Annotated in this window: 11 protein-coding genes and 2 pseudogenes; 12 read left to right on the top strand and 1 reads right to left on the bottom strand. The window is 43.5% G+C overall.

Features of this window, described 5'->3' with window-relative positions; translation table 11 throughout:
- The 4 genes and pseudogenes from B9G53_RS25555 to B9G53_RS25540 all read left to right on the top strand — a co-directional run.
- On the top strand, positions 1–994 hold a 994-nt coding region (locus B9G53_RS25555; protein WP_217901679.1), incomplete at its 5' end, for a hypothetical protein.
- A complete protein-coding gene (locus B9G53_RS25550) occupies positions 994–2781 on the top strand; it encodes a PP2C family serine/threonine-protein phosphatase (protein WP_094536242.1) in 1788 nt (595 codons plus the stop codon). The genes B9G53_RS25555 and B9G53_RS25550, both read left to right, overlap by 1 nt.
- 32 nt (positions 2782–2813) lie before the next feature.
- On the top strand, positions 2814–4982 hold the full coding sequence (locus B9G53_RS25545) for a serine/threonine-protein kinase (protein ID WP_094536241.1): 2169 nt from the start codon (positions 2814–2816) through the stop codon (positions 4980–4982).
- Between the two features lie 348 nt (positions 4983–5330).
- Positions 5331–5588: pseudogene (locus B9G53_RS25540) on the top strand (Tn3 family transposase); the annotation flags it as partial.
- 94 nt (positions 5589–5682) lie between these two features.
- On the opposite strand, the pseudogene B9G53_RS28795 reads toward B9G53_RS25540, so the two are convergent.
- Positions 5683–5976, bottom strand: a pseudogene (locus B9G53_RS28795) (SDR family NAD(P)-dependent oxidoreductase); the annotation flags it as partial.
- Between the two features lie 335 nt (positions 5977–6311).
- Here B9G53_RS28795 and B9G53_RS25530 point away from each other — a divergent pair.
- From B9G53_RS25530 to B9G53_RS25495, 8 genes are all read left to right on the top strand, one after another.
- Entirely contained in the window at positions 6312–6578 is a 267-nt protein-coding gene (locus B9G53_RS25530; protein ID WP_141211897.1) for a helix-turn-helix domain-containing protein, read from the top strand.
- Between the two features lie 96 nt (positions 6579–6674).
- Complete coding sequence (locus B9G53_RS25525; protein WP_094536238.1) at positions 6675–7259, top strand: hypothetical protein; 585 nt, start codon at positions 6675–6677, stop codon at positions 7257–7259.
- Between the two features lie 5 nt (positions 7260–7264).
- Complete coding sequence (locus B9G53_RS25520; RefSeq protein ID WP_094536237.1) at positions 7265–7585, top strand: hypothetical protein; 321 nt, start codon at positions 7265–7267, stop codon at positions 7583–7585.
- Complete coding sequence (locus B9G53_RS25515; RefSeq protein WP_094536236.1) at positions 7572–10331, top strand: hypothetical protein; 2760 nt, start codon at positions 7572–7574, stop codon at positions 10329–10331. Before B9G53_RS25520 ends, B9G53_RS25515 begins: the two co-directional genes overlap by 14 nt.
- A gap of 32 nt (positions 10332–10363) precedes the next feature.
- Positions 10364–11335, top strand: a complete 972-nt coding sequence (locus B9G53_RS25510) for a hypothetical protein (RefSeq protein ID WP_094536235.1) — start codon at positions 10364–10366, stop codon at positions 11333–11335.
- Between the two features lie 11 nt (positions 11336–11346).
- Complete coding sequence (locus tag B9G53_RS25505; protein WP_094536234.1) at positions 11347–12384, top strand: hypothetical protein; 1038 nt, start codon at positions 11347–11349, stop codon at positions 12382–12384.
- Positions 12385–12393: 9 nt separating this feature from the next.
- A complete protein-coding gene (locus tag B9G53_RS25500; protein WP_094536233.1) occupies positions 12394–13197 on the top strand; it encodes a hypothetical protein in 804 nt (267 codons plus the stop codon).
- A 34-nt stretch (positions 13198–13231) separates the two neighbouring features.
- Positions 13232–14782 carry a TrbI/VirB10 family protein gene (locus tag B9G53_RS25495; protein ID WP_141211896.1) on the top strand — a complete coding sequence of 517 codons (1551 nt, stop codon included), beginning with the start codon at positions 13232–13234 and terminating at the stop codon, positions 14780–14782.
- Positions 14783–14943: the final 161 nt, after the last annotated feature.

The following is a 14943-nucleotide window of genomic DNA, read 5'->3' as shown; positions in this document are numbered from 1 at the left end:
CATAGTAATTCCTATGCCGTATTTGATTCTTAGCATCATTGTACTAATTCTGGGAAGTTTGTGGAATTTGATTAAATATATCTTTAATGGATTTATAAAGGTGCTTGTAGCACTTTTGAACACTAAAGCCTTGCTAGTATTTCCAACTAAGCTAGTTGAGATTAAAGCTGATAATCAGGTTATTGTTTTTGGATTAGGAACTCCAGGGGTGACTACTTATTTAGCTGCCTTAACACTACTTTCTAGCCGAAAAATTGGCAACATTTTATTACGTATAGAACCGCTTAATCATAATTCAAAAGGACTGTCTGAATCAGCAAAAAATGTAATGATGCAATCAAGTCTTTTGTTAGGATCATGCTCAATTGAACGATATTTTTTTGGATTTACCATCGATCAGAAATATATTTTAGGAAAGCGCACAATTACTCATGGTTGCTTTTCCTGCAAAGATTTTCCTAGAGGAACTCCATTTCAAAATGACCTCTCCTATCTTGATGGTGGATTAAGGACGGAAGAAAATATAAATCTAAATGAAGCAGATATTCTTATTTTGATTTTATTCAATGGACAAATGAACGAAAAAGATCTACTAGCAGAACTTAAACCAATAATTAACGAATTAAGAAAGCGAGAAAAATTAGGTACTAGTCGAATAGCAATTGGTTTAAACAGGTGTGATGATGTAAAACTTTATACTCAACTTCGTCGATTTGGTGCTGAAAAACTATTTGAAAAATTATTTCCGAAAGCCTATCAAATCAATAAAGCATTGAAAACAGTTTTTGAGATCGAGTACTTCGCAATGTCTAATTTTGGAATGATTAGTACTAAACCTCCTGTGCCAAATGTTAACCAAACATTACTGGATAATGGATACACTAGTGGAACATTAAAGAATTCTCAAGTATGGAAACCATTCGGATTAATATCTCCTCTTTATTGGCTTTCTACTGGGAAACGTCATCCTCAACTTGATAAGGATTACTTATAATGAATATCTCAGAAATCACAACCACCCTCAAAATCCAACTCCACCAACACATTTCAATAAACGACCACAAAATCGCCATTGAATCCTATTGGGGACGCTTTGCCGATGTTCATTACTTCCAAATCCAAATAACATCCGACACCAACCAAACACCCCAACTAGGACTCCTCCGAGTCGGCAAAACCGATGGCGCACTCCAAAAAGAACTAGAACTCCGCCAACACCTAGCCAACCATCGCATGATCGCCCCCCTACTTGAGACAAACATAGTCGAACATATCTATATCTCCCTCCAACCCAACACAACAGACATTCCCATCCCAGAAGAAAATTATGCAATCAACTTTAACCTTGACCAACCCGAAGATGAACTTAGCGAACTAGAGCAACTATTCCCAGATGTTAACCTTGAAGAAACCTCAGAATACCTAGAAGAAGAACATTATGACCAACATATCCAAGACATCGAAATCGATCGTGGCATCCTTTGTTTAAGTTACTTACCAGAACTAGAAACCTCACTAGCAACTTGGCTAGAACCAGAAAAAGAACTTTCCAGCATACTCCCCGTCATCATTCAATTTTGCCAACTCATCAACTACATCAGCCAGCATGGCTGGAGCCTCGTTCAGATTAACCCCAAGGCGATCGCCATCACCAAACCCATCCAACTCTATGACCTCGTAGGCGCATTTAAAATCGCCGAAATCCCTGCAAATGCTATGATTGGAACCTACTGCCCTCCCGAACTTGCCTTTGGGCGACCCGTCGATGAACAGATGAGCAGCTATGCGATCGGCGTGCTTCTCTACGAAGCCATCCATAACCAACAACCCCGCGTCAGCGAAAACGTCCCCCTAGAAATCAAACCAATCCCAGGGATTTACCAAATACTCACAGCTTGCCTCGCCCCCAACGGCGATCGCCCCTCTGTATCTCAACTACTCAGCCTATTAGTCGAAACCCAGCAATCGCTCGGTCAGATTGAAATTCATTGGCAAGTAGCCAGCAAATCTACATTAGGACTCTCCATGAGTCGCTGGCAAAACGAAGATACCTACGGTGTCCGCCAGCAATCCATTGGAGCACAATCGGAAACACTAATGTTAGGTATCATTGCCGATGGCATGGGCGGTATGGAAAGCGGTGATGTAGCCAGTAAATTGGCAGTCAAAACCCTCATGGAATATCCATTGCCCACTAATATTGTGCATAGCTCCAAAGGCATATCTCAATGGAGTGAATGGCTACTTTCATCAATACGAGAAGCCAATACTCGTATTAGCAGAGCAGTCCGCAACGGCGGCACAACCCTGAGTGCAGTCCTCGCAATTGGCAAAGAACTAGCGATCGCGCATATTGGCGACAGTCGCATTTACCTAATTAGAAAAGGTTGCATTTGCCAAATAAGTGAAGATCATTCCCTCATCGCCACCCTACTCGCCACCGAGCAGATTACCTATGCAGAAAGCCTAAAGCATCCCGACCGTAACATCCTAACGCGATCGCTTGGCTCATCAGGTCGATTTAACACTGACCAGATCCAAACCCTAAAGACCTTTGGCGAAAGCCTGTTCATGAGTTTAGAGGATGGTGATATGCTGATCCTAAGCTCTGATGGTGTTTGGGATTTAGTTACACCCGATGAATTATGTGATATTTTCGTGAATTGTAATTCCATAGCATCAGCAATCAATCAAGTAATTGAATTAGTTTTAGCAAGAGGTGCTACCGACAATGCCACAATCATGGCTCTAGAATCTGCGATCGCGCAGCAATACAAATAATTAATATCAACTAATTGTGAGGGAAATAAACCATGCTCCAATGTCCTAGCTGCTCCATAGAAAACCCTGATAATGAAGACTTCTGCCAAATTTGTGGTACTCCTCTGAAAACAGCTCAAGCAATAACTTTCGATCTCCCTCGTGACACAATTCTATTAAATGGTAAGCATCTCTACAAAATTATCGGCAAAATTGATAGAGGTGGATTTGGCATCACCTATCGTGCTGAAGATCAAATAACAGGAGAAACAGTAGTTATTAAGGAGAGATTCCCAGGGAAGGGAAGAAAAGGATTAAAAGTTTTGTGGGGAAATATGTTTACTCGGATGATTCCAGGAACGACTAAAAATGAAGTTCAAGCTGCTGTAGAAGAATTCCGCCGTGAAGCTGAAACACTCCAAAAATGTATTCATAAAAGTATTGTCAGATATCGTGACTGTTTTGAAGAAAACGATACTTGCTATATTGTCATGGATTTCATCAAAGGAAAGTCACTAAATAAATTAATTGATGAACAAACAAGAATTCCTGAGCTTGAGCTTAGACAATATTTCGTTCAGCTAGCTGAAGCACTACGAGAGATTCATTTGCAGGGAATTTTGCATCGTGATATCAAGCCTGACAATATCATGATTACTCAAGACTTAAATCAAAATCGAGCAATTCTAATTGATTTCGGAACAGCTAGAGAATTTGAGGAAAATAAAACAGCAGATCATACTCAACTACTCACTCCTGGGTATGCCCCCCCCGAACAATATACTCCTTCTAGCAAAAGAACTGCTAGTGCCGATATTTACGCTTTATGTGCTTCTATTTATCACGGAATATCAGGCTGCTTACCTCCAATTGCAATGGAAAGAATTATATCCGAAAGAGATAAGGGTATTGATTCATTAAAACTTCCCAGTCAAATGGGAATAACTATTACTCCTGAGTTAGAAGAAATTATTGTGATTGGTATGGCAATTCATACCAATCAAAGATTTATCAATGTCGATCAACTAATTGAATTTCTTAATGGTAATCCCGTAAGCCGTGATCATATTGATGCTCGTAATCTTGTCAGGCAAGCCAAACTAGATCAAGCAATCAAAAAATATGAAGATGTTCTTTCTTCTAAAAAAGATAACTTTAAAGCTCTCATTGAGTTAGCACAAATCCTGCTCCACCAAAATCAATTAGATGAAGCTAAAGCAAATGCAGAACAAGCCTTACAACAAAGACCAAGTGAACGCGATACTAACGGCGTTTTAGGACTTATTTATTGCCGCAAATCAGAATGGCAAAAGGCGCTTCAGCATCTCGAAAAAGCGGCAAGTAGCCAATCAAAAAAAGCATGGATACTTCTAAATTTTGCTTGGGTCTTAGGCAAAACGAAGAATTGGTCGAGAGCAACTAACGTATTAGATACTGCATTAAATCTCGATGAAACTCAAGCTAACAATGAATATCTCGCATTTGCTAAAGGTTTAAAAGCATGGATTTTCGTAAATATAGGCGATTGGCAACAAGCAATTCCCAATGCAATTAAAGCAAGTTATATTTCTAAATCATCAAATTTCAAGAATGCTCAGGAACTCCAATATTGGGTCTACCCTTGTCAAGCATTAGCGATCGATAAGCATCTAGGCAGCAAACATCCACAGATGATCGCCTGTCTAGACAACTTTGAGACTCTTCTCCCCAATAACTCCTTTGTCATAGGATTTAAGGGATGGCAAGCGATCGCAAGTGGGGATATCGATGTTGCCTTGCCACTTTTTGAACAAGCTACCACCAAAAATAACGTTCCTCGTTGGATCTGGTTAAATTTAGCAATCCTGCATGAAAAATCAAAAGATGTCCACAAAGCAGGACAAACCTATGACAATTATCTGAGAATATTTAAGGATGACCCGTTTGCTATGTTACGTTTAGGCTCACTACTTGGAGAGCAAAAAAATTGGGAGAGAGCATTTGAGCTATTTGACAGAGCTACAAGTATACAACCTGATAGTGCGGAAGCTTTTCATAATAAGGGATGGACTTTACTTCACCTTTTGAAATCTAGCTACTCCATTAAGGGAAAAGATCAAACAAACCTATACAAAGACATGGTTGATTCTTATACTATGGCTGTGTCGCTTTATCGTAAACAAGGTCAATCTGCGATCGCTGATACACTTAAGAACAACAAATCTCTGATTTTTATTCCTTAAACAATCTGTATAGATTAGAGGAAAAGCGGTATGGCAACGATTCGTGTCTAAAACTACTGCTTGAAATCCTTTTCAGGCAGTGATTTTAGACGCGAATTTTGATAATTCCCAACTAAAGCTCAGAACAGAATGGAGCATTACATCTGAGCCACACATTCATTGGAAGCATTATTACACAAAGCTTCTTGTTCCAGAAAGATCGATAGATCGAGATTCGGCTGATTTCCGAGACATTGTAGAGAATTACAGCAAATTCCGATCAAACCCATCACAAAACAACCTACCGAAAAGGCTCAAAGCAGATGCCACAATGATGAAACCAATTAAGAGCATCCTCATCAGTACTGGAGTTTTAAAAAACAGTGCTATCGTGCCAGTGGTCTTAATTTGGTTGTGTCTGCTATCGTTCTATGGAATACGGTTTATCTGGAAAGGACCGTACAGTCACTTAGAGATTCAGGAAAAATTGTAGATGATAAGTTATTGATACATCTATCTCCACTAGGTTGGGAACATATCAACTTAAATGGAAACTATGTCTGGCAGCAGAACAAGGAAGTTGAACAGGGCAATTTCAGACCCTTGCGGACACCTGACAACGCTTAATGCTCGACAGTTCTCAAGATGGTTGCCAAGACTTCTAAGCCAGATGTAGAAATGAATGCAGGCTTAACGTACAATTTATTCCGTTTCGTGCGTTAACCCCTAATTGTCCATTTTGTTCTCGATCAATTTGCTCAAATAGAGATTTAATTTGCTCATCATCACTATGATCAACGGTCACGGCGATACATATCCCACCTGCTTTTTCCACTGCGGACTTGGTGTCTAATAAACTACCCGAAACAGAATCTGTAGAATTATCAGCATTCACGCTGCGACCCGTGATATAGACCAGCGCACCCGCGTCACCCAAGGCAATGGCAATACCTTTCCCAATTCCCCTTGATGCTCCCGTTACCAAGGCAACTTTACCTTTCAAATTTCCTGACATGAGAAATTGCCTCCATAGAGATATAGCTAATTAGAAAGCTTTTTTCTGATCTAGTCTATAGCTTTAGCATCCTCAAACAAATTGAGTAAATTCTTGGACTAATAGACAATAGAAATATTGCAGATAATATCTGATTCCATTAAGTTCTTTCAAATAGAATATTAATGTTCATGAACAAGAGAATGTACAGTATCATATTAAACATTCTAGCGAAATGAATTAACTATCGATTGTCCGACAACTAAATGAATAGTGATCTAAACTGCTAAAAAACTAACGAAAAACATGCATTTGGCAATACTTTACTAACAACTTAACAAAACGTCATCTGCAACATGGAAAGATTAAAACTAACTCTCTCAAACGCTGATTATCAGCAGTGCCTAAAGCTTTGTCGTAAGGGGACTAGCCACATCTCGATGCTCAATCGCGCTCAAGTGTTACTAGCTATGCATAATGGAGCTGACATCCCAGAAATAATCAAGGTTCTGGGTATCGAAAGGACTTGTCTATGGCGACTGCGAAAGCAATATCTTCGATGTGGTTTAAATGACGCTTTAGCAGATCATCGCCGTAAACGTGATGTTGCAAATACAGCCTAAATCAGCACTGTGTCGAGCTTCGGTGATTGACCAAAACAGGTCTATGGTGCAAGATGCAGTCAAGCAAAGAAGCCCAATTTCTCCCAAATTGAAAAAATGAAAACATCCCCAAACGATGGGATGAGAGTTACCTATACTCCTCATCGCAATGGTTCTAAGTTCTTTAATAGAATCCAAGACCCGCAAATTGCTACATTAACCGCCACAGTGGTCGGAATTGTCATTGCTTTCTCCTGTTCTAGAAGCATGTACCTGACCGCATTACTTGCCTTTATTGGCTTGCTGTTGGCTTTTCCCAAGACATTATTGATGCTGTATGGCAAAGTTGAGCAGCATTTGCGAAATCGTAAGTACAGCCCCGTGTTACTGCTAGGCACAGGAATTGGTTTCCTGATCGGTTTACTGTTGATTTTTACAATTGAGCCAGCTCAAGCCCAGTTTTTCAACAAAACTCAGACATGGTTAGGCGGTGCGATTCCTGGCATAAATGCATCTTTAGTTGCCCTAATCTTTAACGTGCTACGAGCATTGTTTGTGATTTATCTAGGGATTGGACTGGTGAAAGTGATCCAATCAGCCAGAAATGACGATGATTGGCAACAATTAGCGCGTACCCCTTTGATTTTGGTTGTGACAGTGACTATGGGAGATATCCTAGCCGCAGTTATTACTGGGGTTTAGAAACCATGTCAGACGAGTACAAATTCCGTAAGGTCAATGCCATTCTGGGTGCAAGCCCGAAGATTGGACCGTTTCCCACGGAACTGATTATTCCTTGGGCAATCATCAGCTTCACGTTGTTTATGATTTGCTACGTGTTTTTGAATATGTCATGGCTATGGGTATCAATCATCGTGGCTTGGGGGAATACGACATGGTGGATTTTAACGGGTTCCAAGCCCTATCGGTTTCTATCGAAATTTATCCCTGTACCGCGATGGACGCGAGGCGCGTATCGGTATAGGGACATGAGCAAACAGGAGCCAAAAAGATATGTCCGTCGCTAATCCAAAATTTAATCGTAAAGGCTATAAGCACTTTGAAAAGGAGCTTGCCGTAGAATGCATCCTCAAGTTTGAGCTACGAGATCGGACGGTGAGTTGCTTTGTCCTCAAACAAGGTAACTCATCCCTAGAATCATTGCAGTTTGTGTTTGGCTGGGAATCTAAAGGTATTCATACCACCCTGTCTGCCGAGCAAGAAACATCAATGTTTGACGCGATCCAATCGGGATTGAAAGATATCCCTGATGGCGAAAAACTGACGGTGCATTTTGGTTCGGTTAGTTCTGACAGCGATCGCCAAAATCAACTTCAAGAACTCTATGAACAAGCTGATACGCCGCAGTTAAAGTTTCTGGTGATGGGTGAGAAGCAAAGGGTACAGGAGTTAGCCAAAGCGGGTTTGAGAAAACCTAAATTCCTACGCCTCTATGCAACTTACACGATTCGCGGATCGACTGCCGAGGGCAATGATGCTCTAGAAAAAGTGCTGGCTTGGGTGCAGAAGCTGTATCAGCAATTGGTGGGACAAGAAAAAGAAGCTGAGCAGGAGCGTCATGAGATTGCTTTTGCTAAAGCCTTTACTGATGGATTTCTGAATTGGGAACAGATTCTATCCAATCGGATGGGTTTGGATTTACGACCCTTAACAGATCTTGAACTATGGGAACATCTCTGGCAGCAATTTAACAGCAGTGAAGCACCACCGATTCCACAATTGCTGGTGATGTCAGATCGTGGTGTGCAGGAACAAGTGACTACGCAAGTGCATATGAAAACATTATTGCTAGAGCGTCCTGACTCAATTCCTTTTGCTGACAATGGTTTCGTTCACCTAAAGGGCGAATACATTGGTGTCCTCACCTTCATGGATAAACCAGGCGGTTGGGTATCCAAGGGTAAACAGATGCGCTATCTCTGGGAAGCGATCGCCCGTGATGCGATATCAAACACCGAAGTTTTTTGTCAGTTCACAAGGGCAAATGAAACGATTGTCAAAGCGAATATGCAGCGCGTGACCAAGCAAAGCATTGTTTCGCAAGAGCAATCCGCTTCCTTGAATAACATCAATGTCAATGCGTCATTGAAACAACAAAGAGCGGTCAAAGCCCAAGAAGCACTCTATGAAGGCGCAATTCCGATCAACGTGGCGGTAGCGATATTAATTCGCCGTCCTAGTCCCAATGCCCTTGATGATGCCTGTCGTTATTTTTGTAGTTGTTTTCAACGTCCTGCATGGGTAGAGCGTGAAACTGAATATGCGTGGTTGATGTGGAAACAGACCTTACCAATTACGGTTGGTAATTTGCTCGCTCAACCCTTTCCCCGTCGTCATGTTTACCTATCCGATGAAGCAGTTGCCTTTACGGGTTGTGTCATGCCCAGATCCGTCGATGAGACTGGGTTTGAATTGATTACCGAAGAAGGCGGTATGCCTCTGTATCTGGATGTACGAAAGCATCGGAATATCGGTATTTTTGCCACGACCCGTGCGGGTAAGTCGGTATTGGTATCAGCTTTTATATCGCAAGCCCTATGCAACAACCAGCAAATTGTTGCGCTTGATTTCCCGAAACCTGATGGTACGAGTACGTTTACGGACTACACCCGTTTTATCGGCGATATAGGCGCATATTTTGATATCAGTAAAGAGTCATCAAACTTACTCGAACTACCAGATTTAAGAGCGTTCGCCCCTGAGCAAGCGGAAGAACGTCTACGAGATTTCAAATCATTTGTCGAATCAGCGCTGATGACGATGGTATTCGGAGCAAGTCAGCATGACCTGTCATCCTCGGAAAGACAACTGCGGCAACTAATTCGGGCTTTGTTAGTGCCTGTGGTCAATGCCTTCTTTGACGACGAGCAGATTAAATCCCGATACGATCGGGCGATCGCCGATGGGTTCGGCACAGAAGCATGGAGTCAGATGCCCACCCTGTCAGATTTCTTGGATTATTTTCTGCATCAAGGAAAATCGGAGATTGAGGCGGATGTGGCAAGCAGCGAACAGATCGATCAGGCTACTAATCAAATCACGATTCAATTACGGTTTTGGCTAAACTCTCGCATTGGTCAAGCGATTTCACGTCCATCTACTTTTCGCAGTGATGCGCGACTATTGGTATTTGCGCTGCGAAACTTATCGGAAGCGGAAGATGCAGCAATTCTGGCTTTGTCGGCATACTCAGCAGCCCTCAGACGCGCTTTATCATCGCCAGCCAGTATTTTGTTTATTGATGAAGCCCCGATCCTGTTTGAATATCCGACGATCTCAGAAATGGTGGCGCGGCTCTGTGCCAATGGAGCCAAGGCTGGTATCAAGGTGATTATTTCCGCCCAAGATCCTGACACGATCGCCAGATCGCCATCAGCTTCCAAGATTCTCCAAAATCTATCGACGAGATTAATTGGCAGAATTCAACCCTCGGCAGTGGATAGCTTTGTCAGCATCCTCAAATATCCCAGAGCCGTAATTGCACAGAATGCGGAGGAGCGTTTCTACCCGAAGCGGGAATCGATTTACTCGCAATGGTTACTGGATGATGGCGGAATTTATACCTTCGTGCGCTTCTTCCCCAGCTATATCCAGCTTGGGGTTGTGGCAAATAACCCCGACGAGCAGGAAGCCCGCACCGCTTTCATGGATTCGCTGAAAGATCCATACAAAGGATTAGCTGCTTTTTCGCGAGAGATGGCTAGTGCTTTGCGAGATGGGCGCAAGCTCAAATTACCTGAAGCCGTCCTTTGATTTCCAATCCTGAGCAACTTTCCTACAACACTATGAAAATCAATCGTCAAACCTCCAAAGCAATCGCCCTCAGTTTAGTTACTTTTTCGCTAATTCTGACCAGTCCAAGAGATGCAAGTGCGCTGCAATTACCAGTCCCTGCCGAACTCTCAGGATTAATCGCACAGGTCAATCAACTGATTACCTCAATTAATTCTGGTGACTTCCTGAAAGCGCAACTAGACAAGGCGCTCGGTCAATACCTACCCCAAGTCCAAGCCGCAATTACCCAATCAATCGGACAACTAGGCATCCCAGACCCTAGCAAAGCTGAAGCGGCGGTACTCGCCTCGATTAAAGGTGCATTTAACAGCGCTGGGTTAAATGGCACATTTACAAATCAAGGGATGGTTACTGCTTCAGTTACCAATGCTTCTGTCCAGAATGTCTTGGGAGAAGAAGGGCAAGCAAGGCTGAAGAAAACCCTCGAAGAGATGATGCTCAACGCTCAGAATGTCGGACAGCTATCGCTAAATACAACTACAGGCGCTCAAACCAATGCCGCGATCGCTAGTACGGCTCAACAAATTGCCGCCAACTCAGTCAGCTTTGCTCAGAGTGCATTTTCTATCGCTCAACAGGTAGATCTGCTATCACAGCAAGCGCAAGAAGCCGTAGCCACACAGGATGTACTGAAAATTGTGGCGCAACAAAATTCGGGCAATTCGGCAATTCTCTCGAATATTGCTTCCCAGTTTGGCAACAATGCCAATCAGCTTGGTAATGTTGCCAATCAAATTGGCGTGCTATCCGACCAGAATGCTCAAGTCGCCGAACAAAATAGCCAACGCACTCAGATTGAGGCACAGCAACTTGCTTTGCAAGTACAACAAACTCAGCAAGGTGCAACCTCCCTGCTCAATCTCAACCAGATTAATACCGCCCTTAAAGGCGATCGCCAAGAGCGGGTGATGGAACGCAACTCTACGATTCAACAACGGATGCCCTATACCTTCCTACGCTAAAGAGATTAACCATGCTGATTGCTCAAGTTATTGTCAACAATTCAGAGGAGGTATCACTAGCCGTGCAGGGGGCATGGCAAGATACGTGGGAACTGGCTTTCAATGGCACTCTCTACAAAGCTCTTACCAATCTCGGACTCATTATTGCCGTAGCTTCTTTACTGCTATGGACGATCCAATTTACCAAGAACCTAATTGATGACCAGAGTTATCGACAATTTGGTGAATTAATCTGGCCGATCATTGTGATTGTGCTGCTCACCAATGGCGGTCAAAACCTGATTGGGCTAACCAATGGGATGCGGACAGTAATCAACAATGCCAATAACTCGGTGTTGGGGGCGATTACCTCAACCGCCAAATTAGAGAAAACCCTATCCGCCCTAGCTGATTTCTCTGTCGCTCAAGAGCAAATAATTGCCTATCGCCAGCAATGCAATAGCATCACTAAAAATACGGAAATGCAAGCTTGCTTGCAAGAGGTGAATACCAAAGCCCAAGCATTACTGAGCGGCTATGAGACAAACTACGGTGCGGTGGCGGCGGCTTTGATTGGCAAGTTAAAAAAACAAATCGATAAGGCAAGCGAAAACCCACTGGAAGCAGTTACGAATCTGTTCCCTGGCACAATTATTGCCCGCTCGATTATGCTCGCGGCGATCGAGACTTTTATGATCGCAATGCAGTCGGCTTTTCAAGCTTTGATTGAAGTCGGTTTTCTGCTCACAGGTTTACTCGGTCCTCTTGCTGTCGGTGCTTCATTACTACCGATTGGCGCAAAGCCACTCTATGCATGGATGACAGGATTCTGGTCATTGGGTATGGCAAAGCTAAGTTTGAACATCATTACAGGACTTGCCGCCACGGCGATCGCAGCTTCCGCGCAATTGGATACGCTCTCGATCTCGATCACCCTTGGACTGCTTGCACCAATTCTTGCCCTAGCCCTATCGGCTGGTGGCGGTATGGCGATCTTTAGCGCCATTCTCTCGGCAGCAAGTGCGGCGGCTTCGGCTGGTTTAAATATCGGGCTACGAATTTCTAAGTAGGTAATCAAAATGAATTCATATACAGAAAACAAAACAGATGAAACTACTGCTTTGCATAGTTTTATTCCTGCTCCATCCTCTCCCAGTAAAGCCAAAACTCCTAAAGATGTACTGGTCGTCTCAATCCTGTTTGGCATATTGGGCTTATCGGCTCTCAATAGCTTGGGACTAATCGCCTTGACGGGTGCATATCTCTCCCTTGCCTCCCAGAAACCACCAACATTAGTACAGCTAGTTGGCGGGAAAGCGATTACGGCGATCTCGATGGAGAACAAAGCGAGATCGCCTGAAATTGTGAAGCAGTTTGTGACTCAGCAATTGCTTTCTCTGATGACATGGACAGGTGAATTGCCATCAGATGCTCAGAATGGTAAAGCCGTTCTCGATCCTGGTGTGGAAGTTACCTCCGCTCAAGGACTGAAAAAGAAAATTACCACGATCGCTTGGCAAGCAAGTTTCGGCTTTTCCGAAGACTTCCGCAAAGGTTTACTTTCATCGATCGCGGAATTAACACCGACAGAAGTATTTTCAGGTGGGAGCAAGGTGATTTTAGTGCCTCAGAGCATTACCGCCCCTGAAGAGATTGAAAAGGGGAAATGGAAAGTCAACCTCGTGGCAAATCTGGTTACTTTTAGTCCCAGCAATCAAGTTGGTGAATCGGTTCCCTTTAACAAAGAAATCTTTATTCAGGCGATCGATGTCCCTAACCTCAAAGCTGATGCTTCGCCATTAGAGCAAGCCATTTTCAAAGTTAGAGCCTCTGGTCTAGAAATCTATGCCATGCGCGACCTTGCCAGAACCGATCTGAAATAAGGCTTTCTCATTTTCTCGATATTGGATTAAATATGTGACAGGAGTTGCCATGATTACGGAAATTGTCGAACAGCCTCTAGTTGATGTAAAAGCTACTGAAAAAGTTAATGTAAAAGCTGATGAAATTGACTTTGCCTATCTAACGGGTTTTCAGCCTGATGTACTGCCAGATGCGGGTGGTGAAACCAACGATGTTGATGAAGATGACGATCTCGCTCCAGAGGGGCATCGCACCATACGGGGACTGATTAGTAGTCCTTTTTCCAAAATTGCTTTGGTCGGCGGCGCGGGCTTATTTGGCTTTTTGCTAGTCGGACTATTCATGAATAGCGTCATGTCATCCAGTGCCAAACCGTTAGATGCGAAATCTGGTGGCAAAGATGCGAATGCTGTTGTCGCTTCTACCCTCGATCCCAAAGATGCGGAAATCGCGAAGTTCAAGACCGATTTGGCTTTGGGTAGTCAGCTTTCCGCAGGTAAATCGAAAACATTGCGTCCAGCCGTTTTACCGAAGACAGACTCTAAACTCGATGGCAAAGATAAGGACAAGCCAGACCCAAATACCACGAAATCTAGCGATCGCGCTCTTGAGTCGCCTGTAATGAGCAACCTATCAGCGCCGCCATTGGCAAGTGCACCCATCTATCCTGTACGACAAATCATGTCGCCAGTCGAACCGATGGTGATGCCCTCCCGTATTTTTGCAGCTATTCCACCTGCGGAAATTAAAAATCCTGCTGAAGAATGGCAGAGATTGGCAAGCATTGGTAGTTACGGAAATCTGGCGGCTCCTAGCGAAATGCCGAAAGTGATCGCGCCTAACCCTGCGATCGCTAGTAATGTCAGCACCCAAAGCCTTGTGATTGAGAAACCGCGCTCAGATTCTCTAACCAGTTATCTCGCCCAATCCGAAAAATCACTTCAGGCTACCAGTGCCAATACTTTGCTAGTGGGGACTACCGCAAGAGCATCATTGAAAACAGCTTTGGTGTTCTCCACTGATGGTAGTCGTGTGATTGGCTCTGCACCAGGACTAATCCCGAAATTTATCGTCACGCTCCAAGAAGCGATTTCAACGGCGGATGGGAAAGTGGCGATTCCTGCGAATGCCTCTCTAATTGTGGTTGCGCGTCCCTTGGATGCCAAATCAGGATTATCAGAACTAGATGTGGTTGGAATTGTGATCAATGGTCGAGAGCTTACGCCTCCCGCCAATGCGATTACGATCCGTGGAGCGGATGGTGCGCCGTTAATTGCGGATAAATACTTCGATCGCGGTTCGGAGATTAGCGGTATGGACGTAGGCACTTTTCTGACCTCCGCCCTTGCTGAAGTCGGCAAACTCACCAATAGTCCGACTAGTACCAGCAGCATATCCACGCTTGGCGGCAGTTCTACGGTTAATACTGCACCACCACCGAATTATATTGGGGCGGCGCTCAGTGGTGGCTTTGGCATTCTCTCAGAAACTTTGAATCGTCGTAGTCAACAGGCGCTCGAAGAAATCAAAACCCGTCCTAATGTCTTCTTTATCCCCGCAGGTAAAGAACTACAGGTATTTGTGAATCAGTCGGTGACTTTCTAATTAACTTCTATCAGTTGTTGAGTTCTATGGTTATGAGCTTTCTGGAGTTTAGACTAAAAAAGGTAAGAAAGGCAGAGTAAAAGAGATACAAACTGCCTAAAGTAGATAAAAAAGAAAGACATATCTACAGCCATGATTATTGACAAACTACAGGAATTTCG

Origin of the sequence: Pseudanabaena sp. SR411, assembly GCF_002251945.1 — a bacterium.
Lineage (GTDB): Bacteria > Cyanobacteriota > Cyanobacteriia > Pseudanabaenales > Pseudanabaenaceae > Pseudanabaena.
Note: the sequence above shows the minus strand (reverse complement) of the source record. Positions and strands in the feature narration are given on the sequence as shown.

Coding starts and splice junctions, on each gene's coding strand:
- B9G53_RS25550 (WP_094536242.1), top strand. CDS start 994: ATGAATATCTCAGAAATCACAACCACCCTCAAAATCCAACTCCACCAA.
- B9G53_RS25545 (WP_094536241.1), top strand. CDS start 2,814: ATGCTCCAATGTCCTAGCTGCTCCATAGAAAACCCTGATAATGAAGAC.
- B9G53_RS25530 (WP_141211897.1), top strand. CDS start 6,312: ATGGAAAGATTAAAACTAACTCTCTCAAACGCTGATTATCAGCAGTGC.
- B9G53_RS25525 (WP_094536238.1), top strand. CDS start 6,675: ATGAAAACATCCCCAAACGATGGGATGAGAGTTACCTATACTCCTCAT.
- B9G53_RS25520 (WP_094536237.1), top strand. CDS start 7,265: ATGTCAGACGAGTACAAATTCCGTAAGGTCAATGCCATTCTGGGTGCA.
- B9G53_RS25515 (WP_094536236.1), top strand. CDS start 7,572: ATGTCCGTCGCTAATCCAAAATTTAATCGTAAAGGCTATAAGCACTTT.
- B9G53_RS25510 (WP_094536235.1), top strand. CDS start 10,364: ATGAAAATCAATCGTCAAACCTCCAAAGCAATCGCCCTCAGTTTAGTT.
- B9G53_RS25505 (WP_094536234.1), top strand. CDS start 11,347: ATGCTGATTGCTCAAGTTATTGTCAACAATTCAGAGGAGGTATCACTA.
- B9G53_RS25500 (WP_094536233.1), top strand. CDS start 12,394: ATGAATTCATATACAGAAAACAAAACAGATGAAACTACTGCTTTGCAT.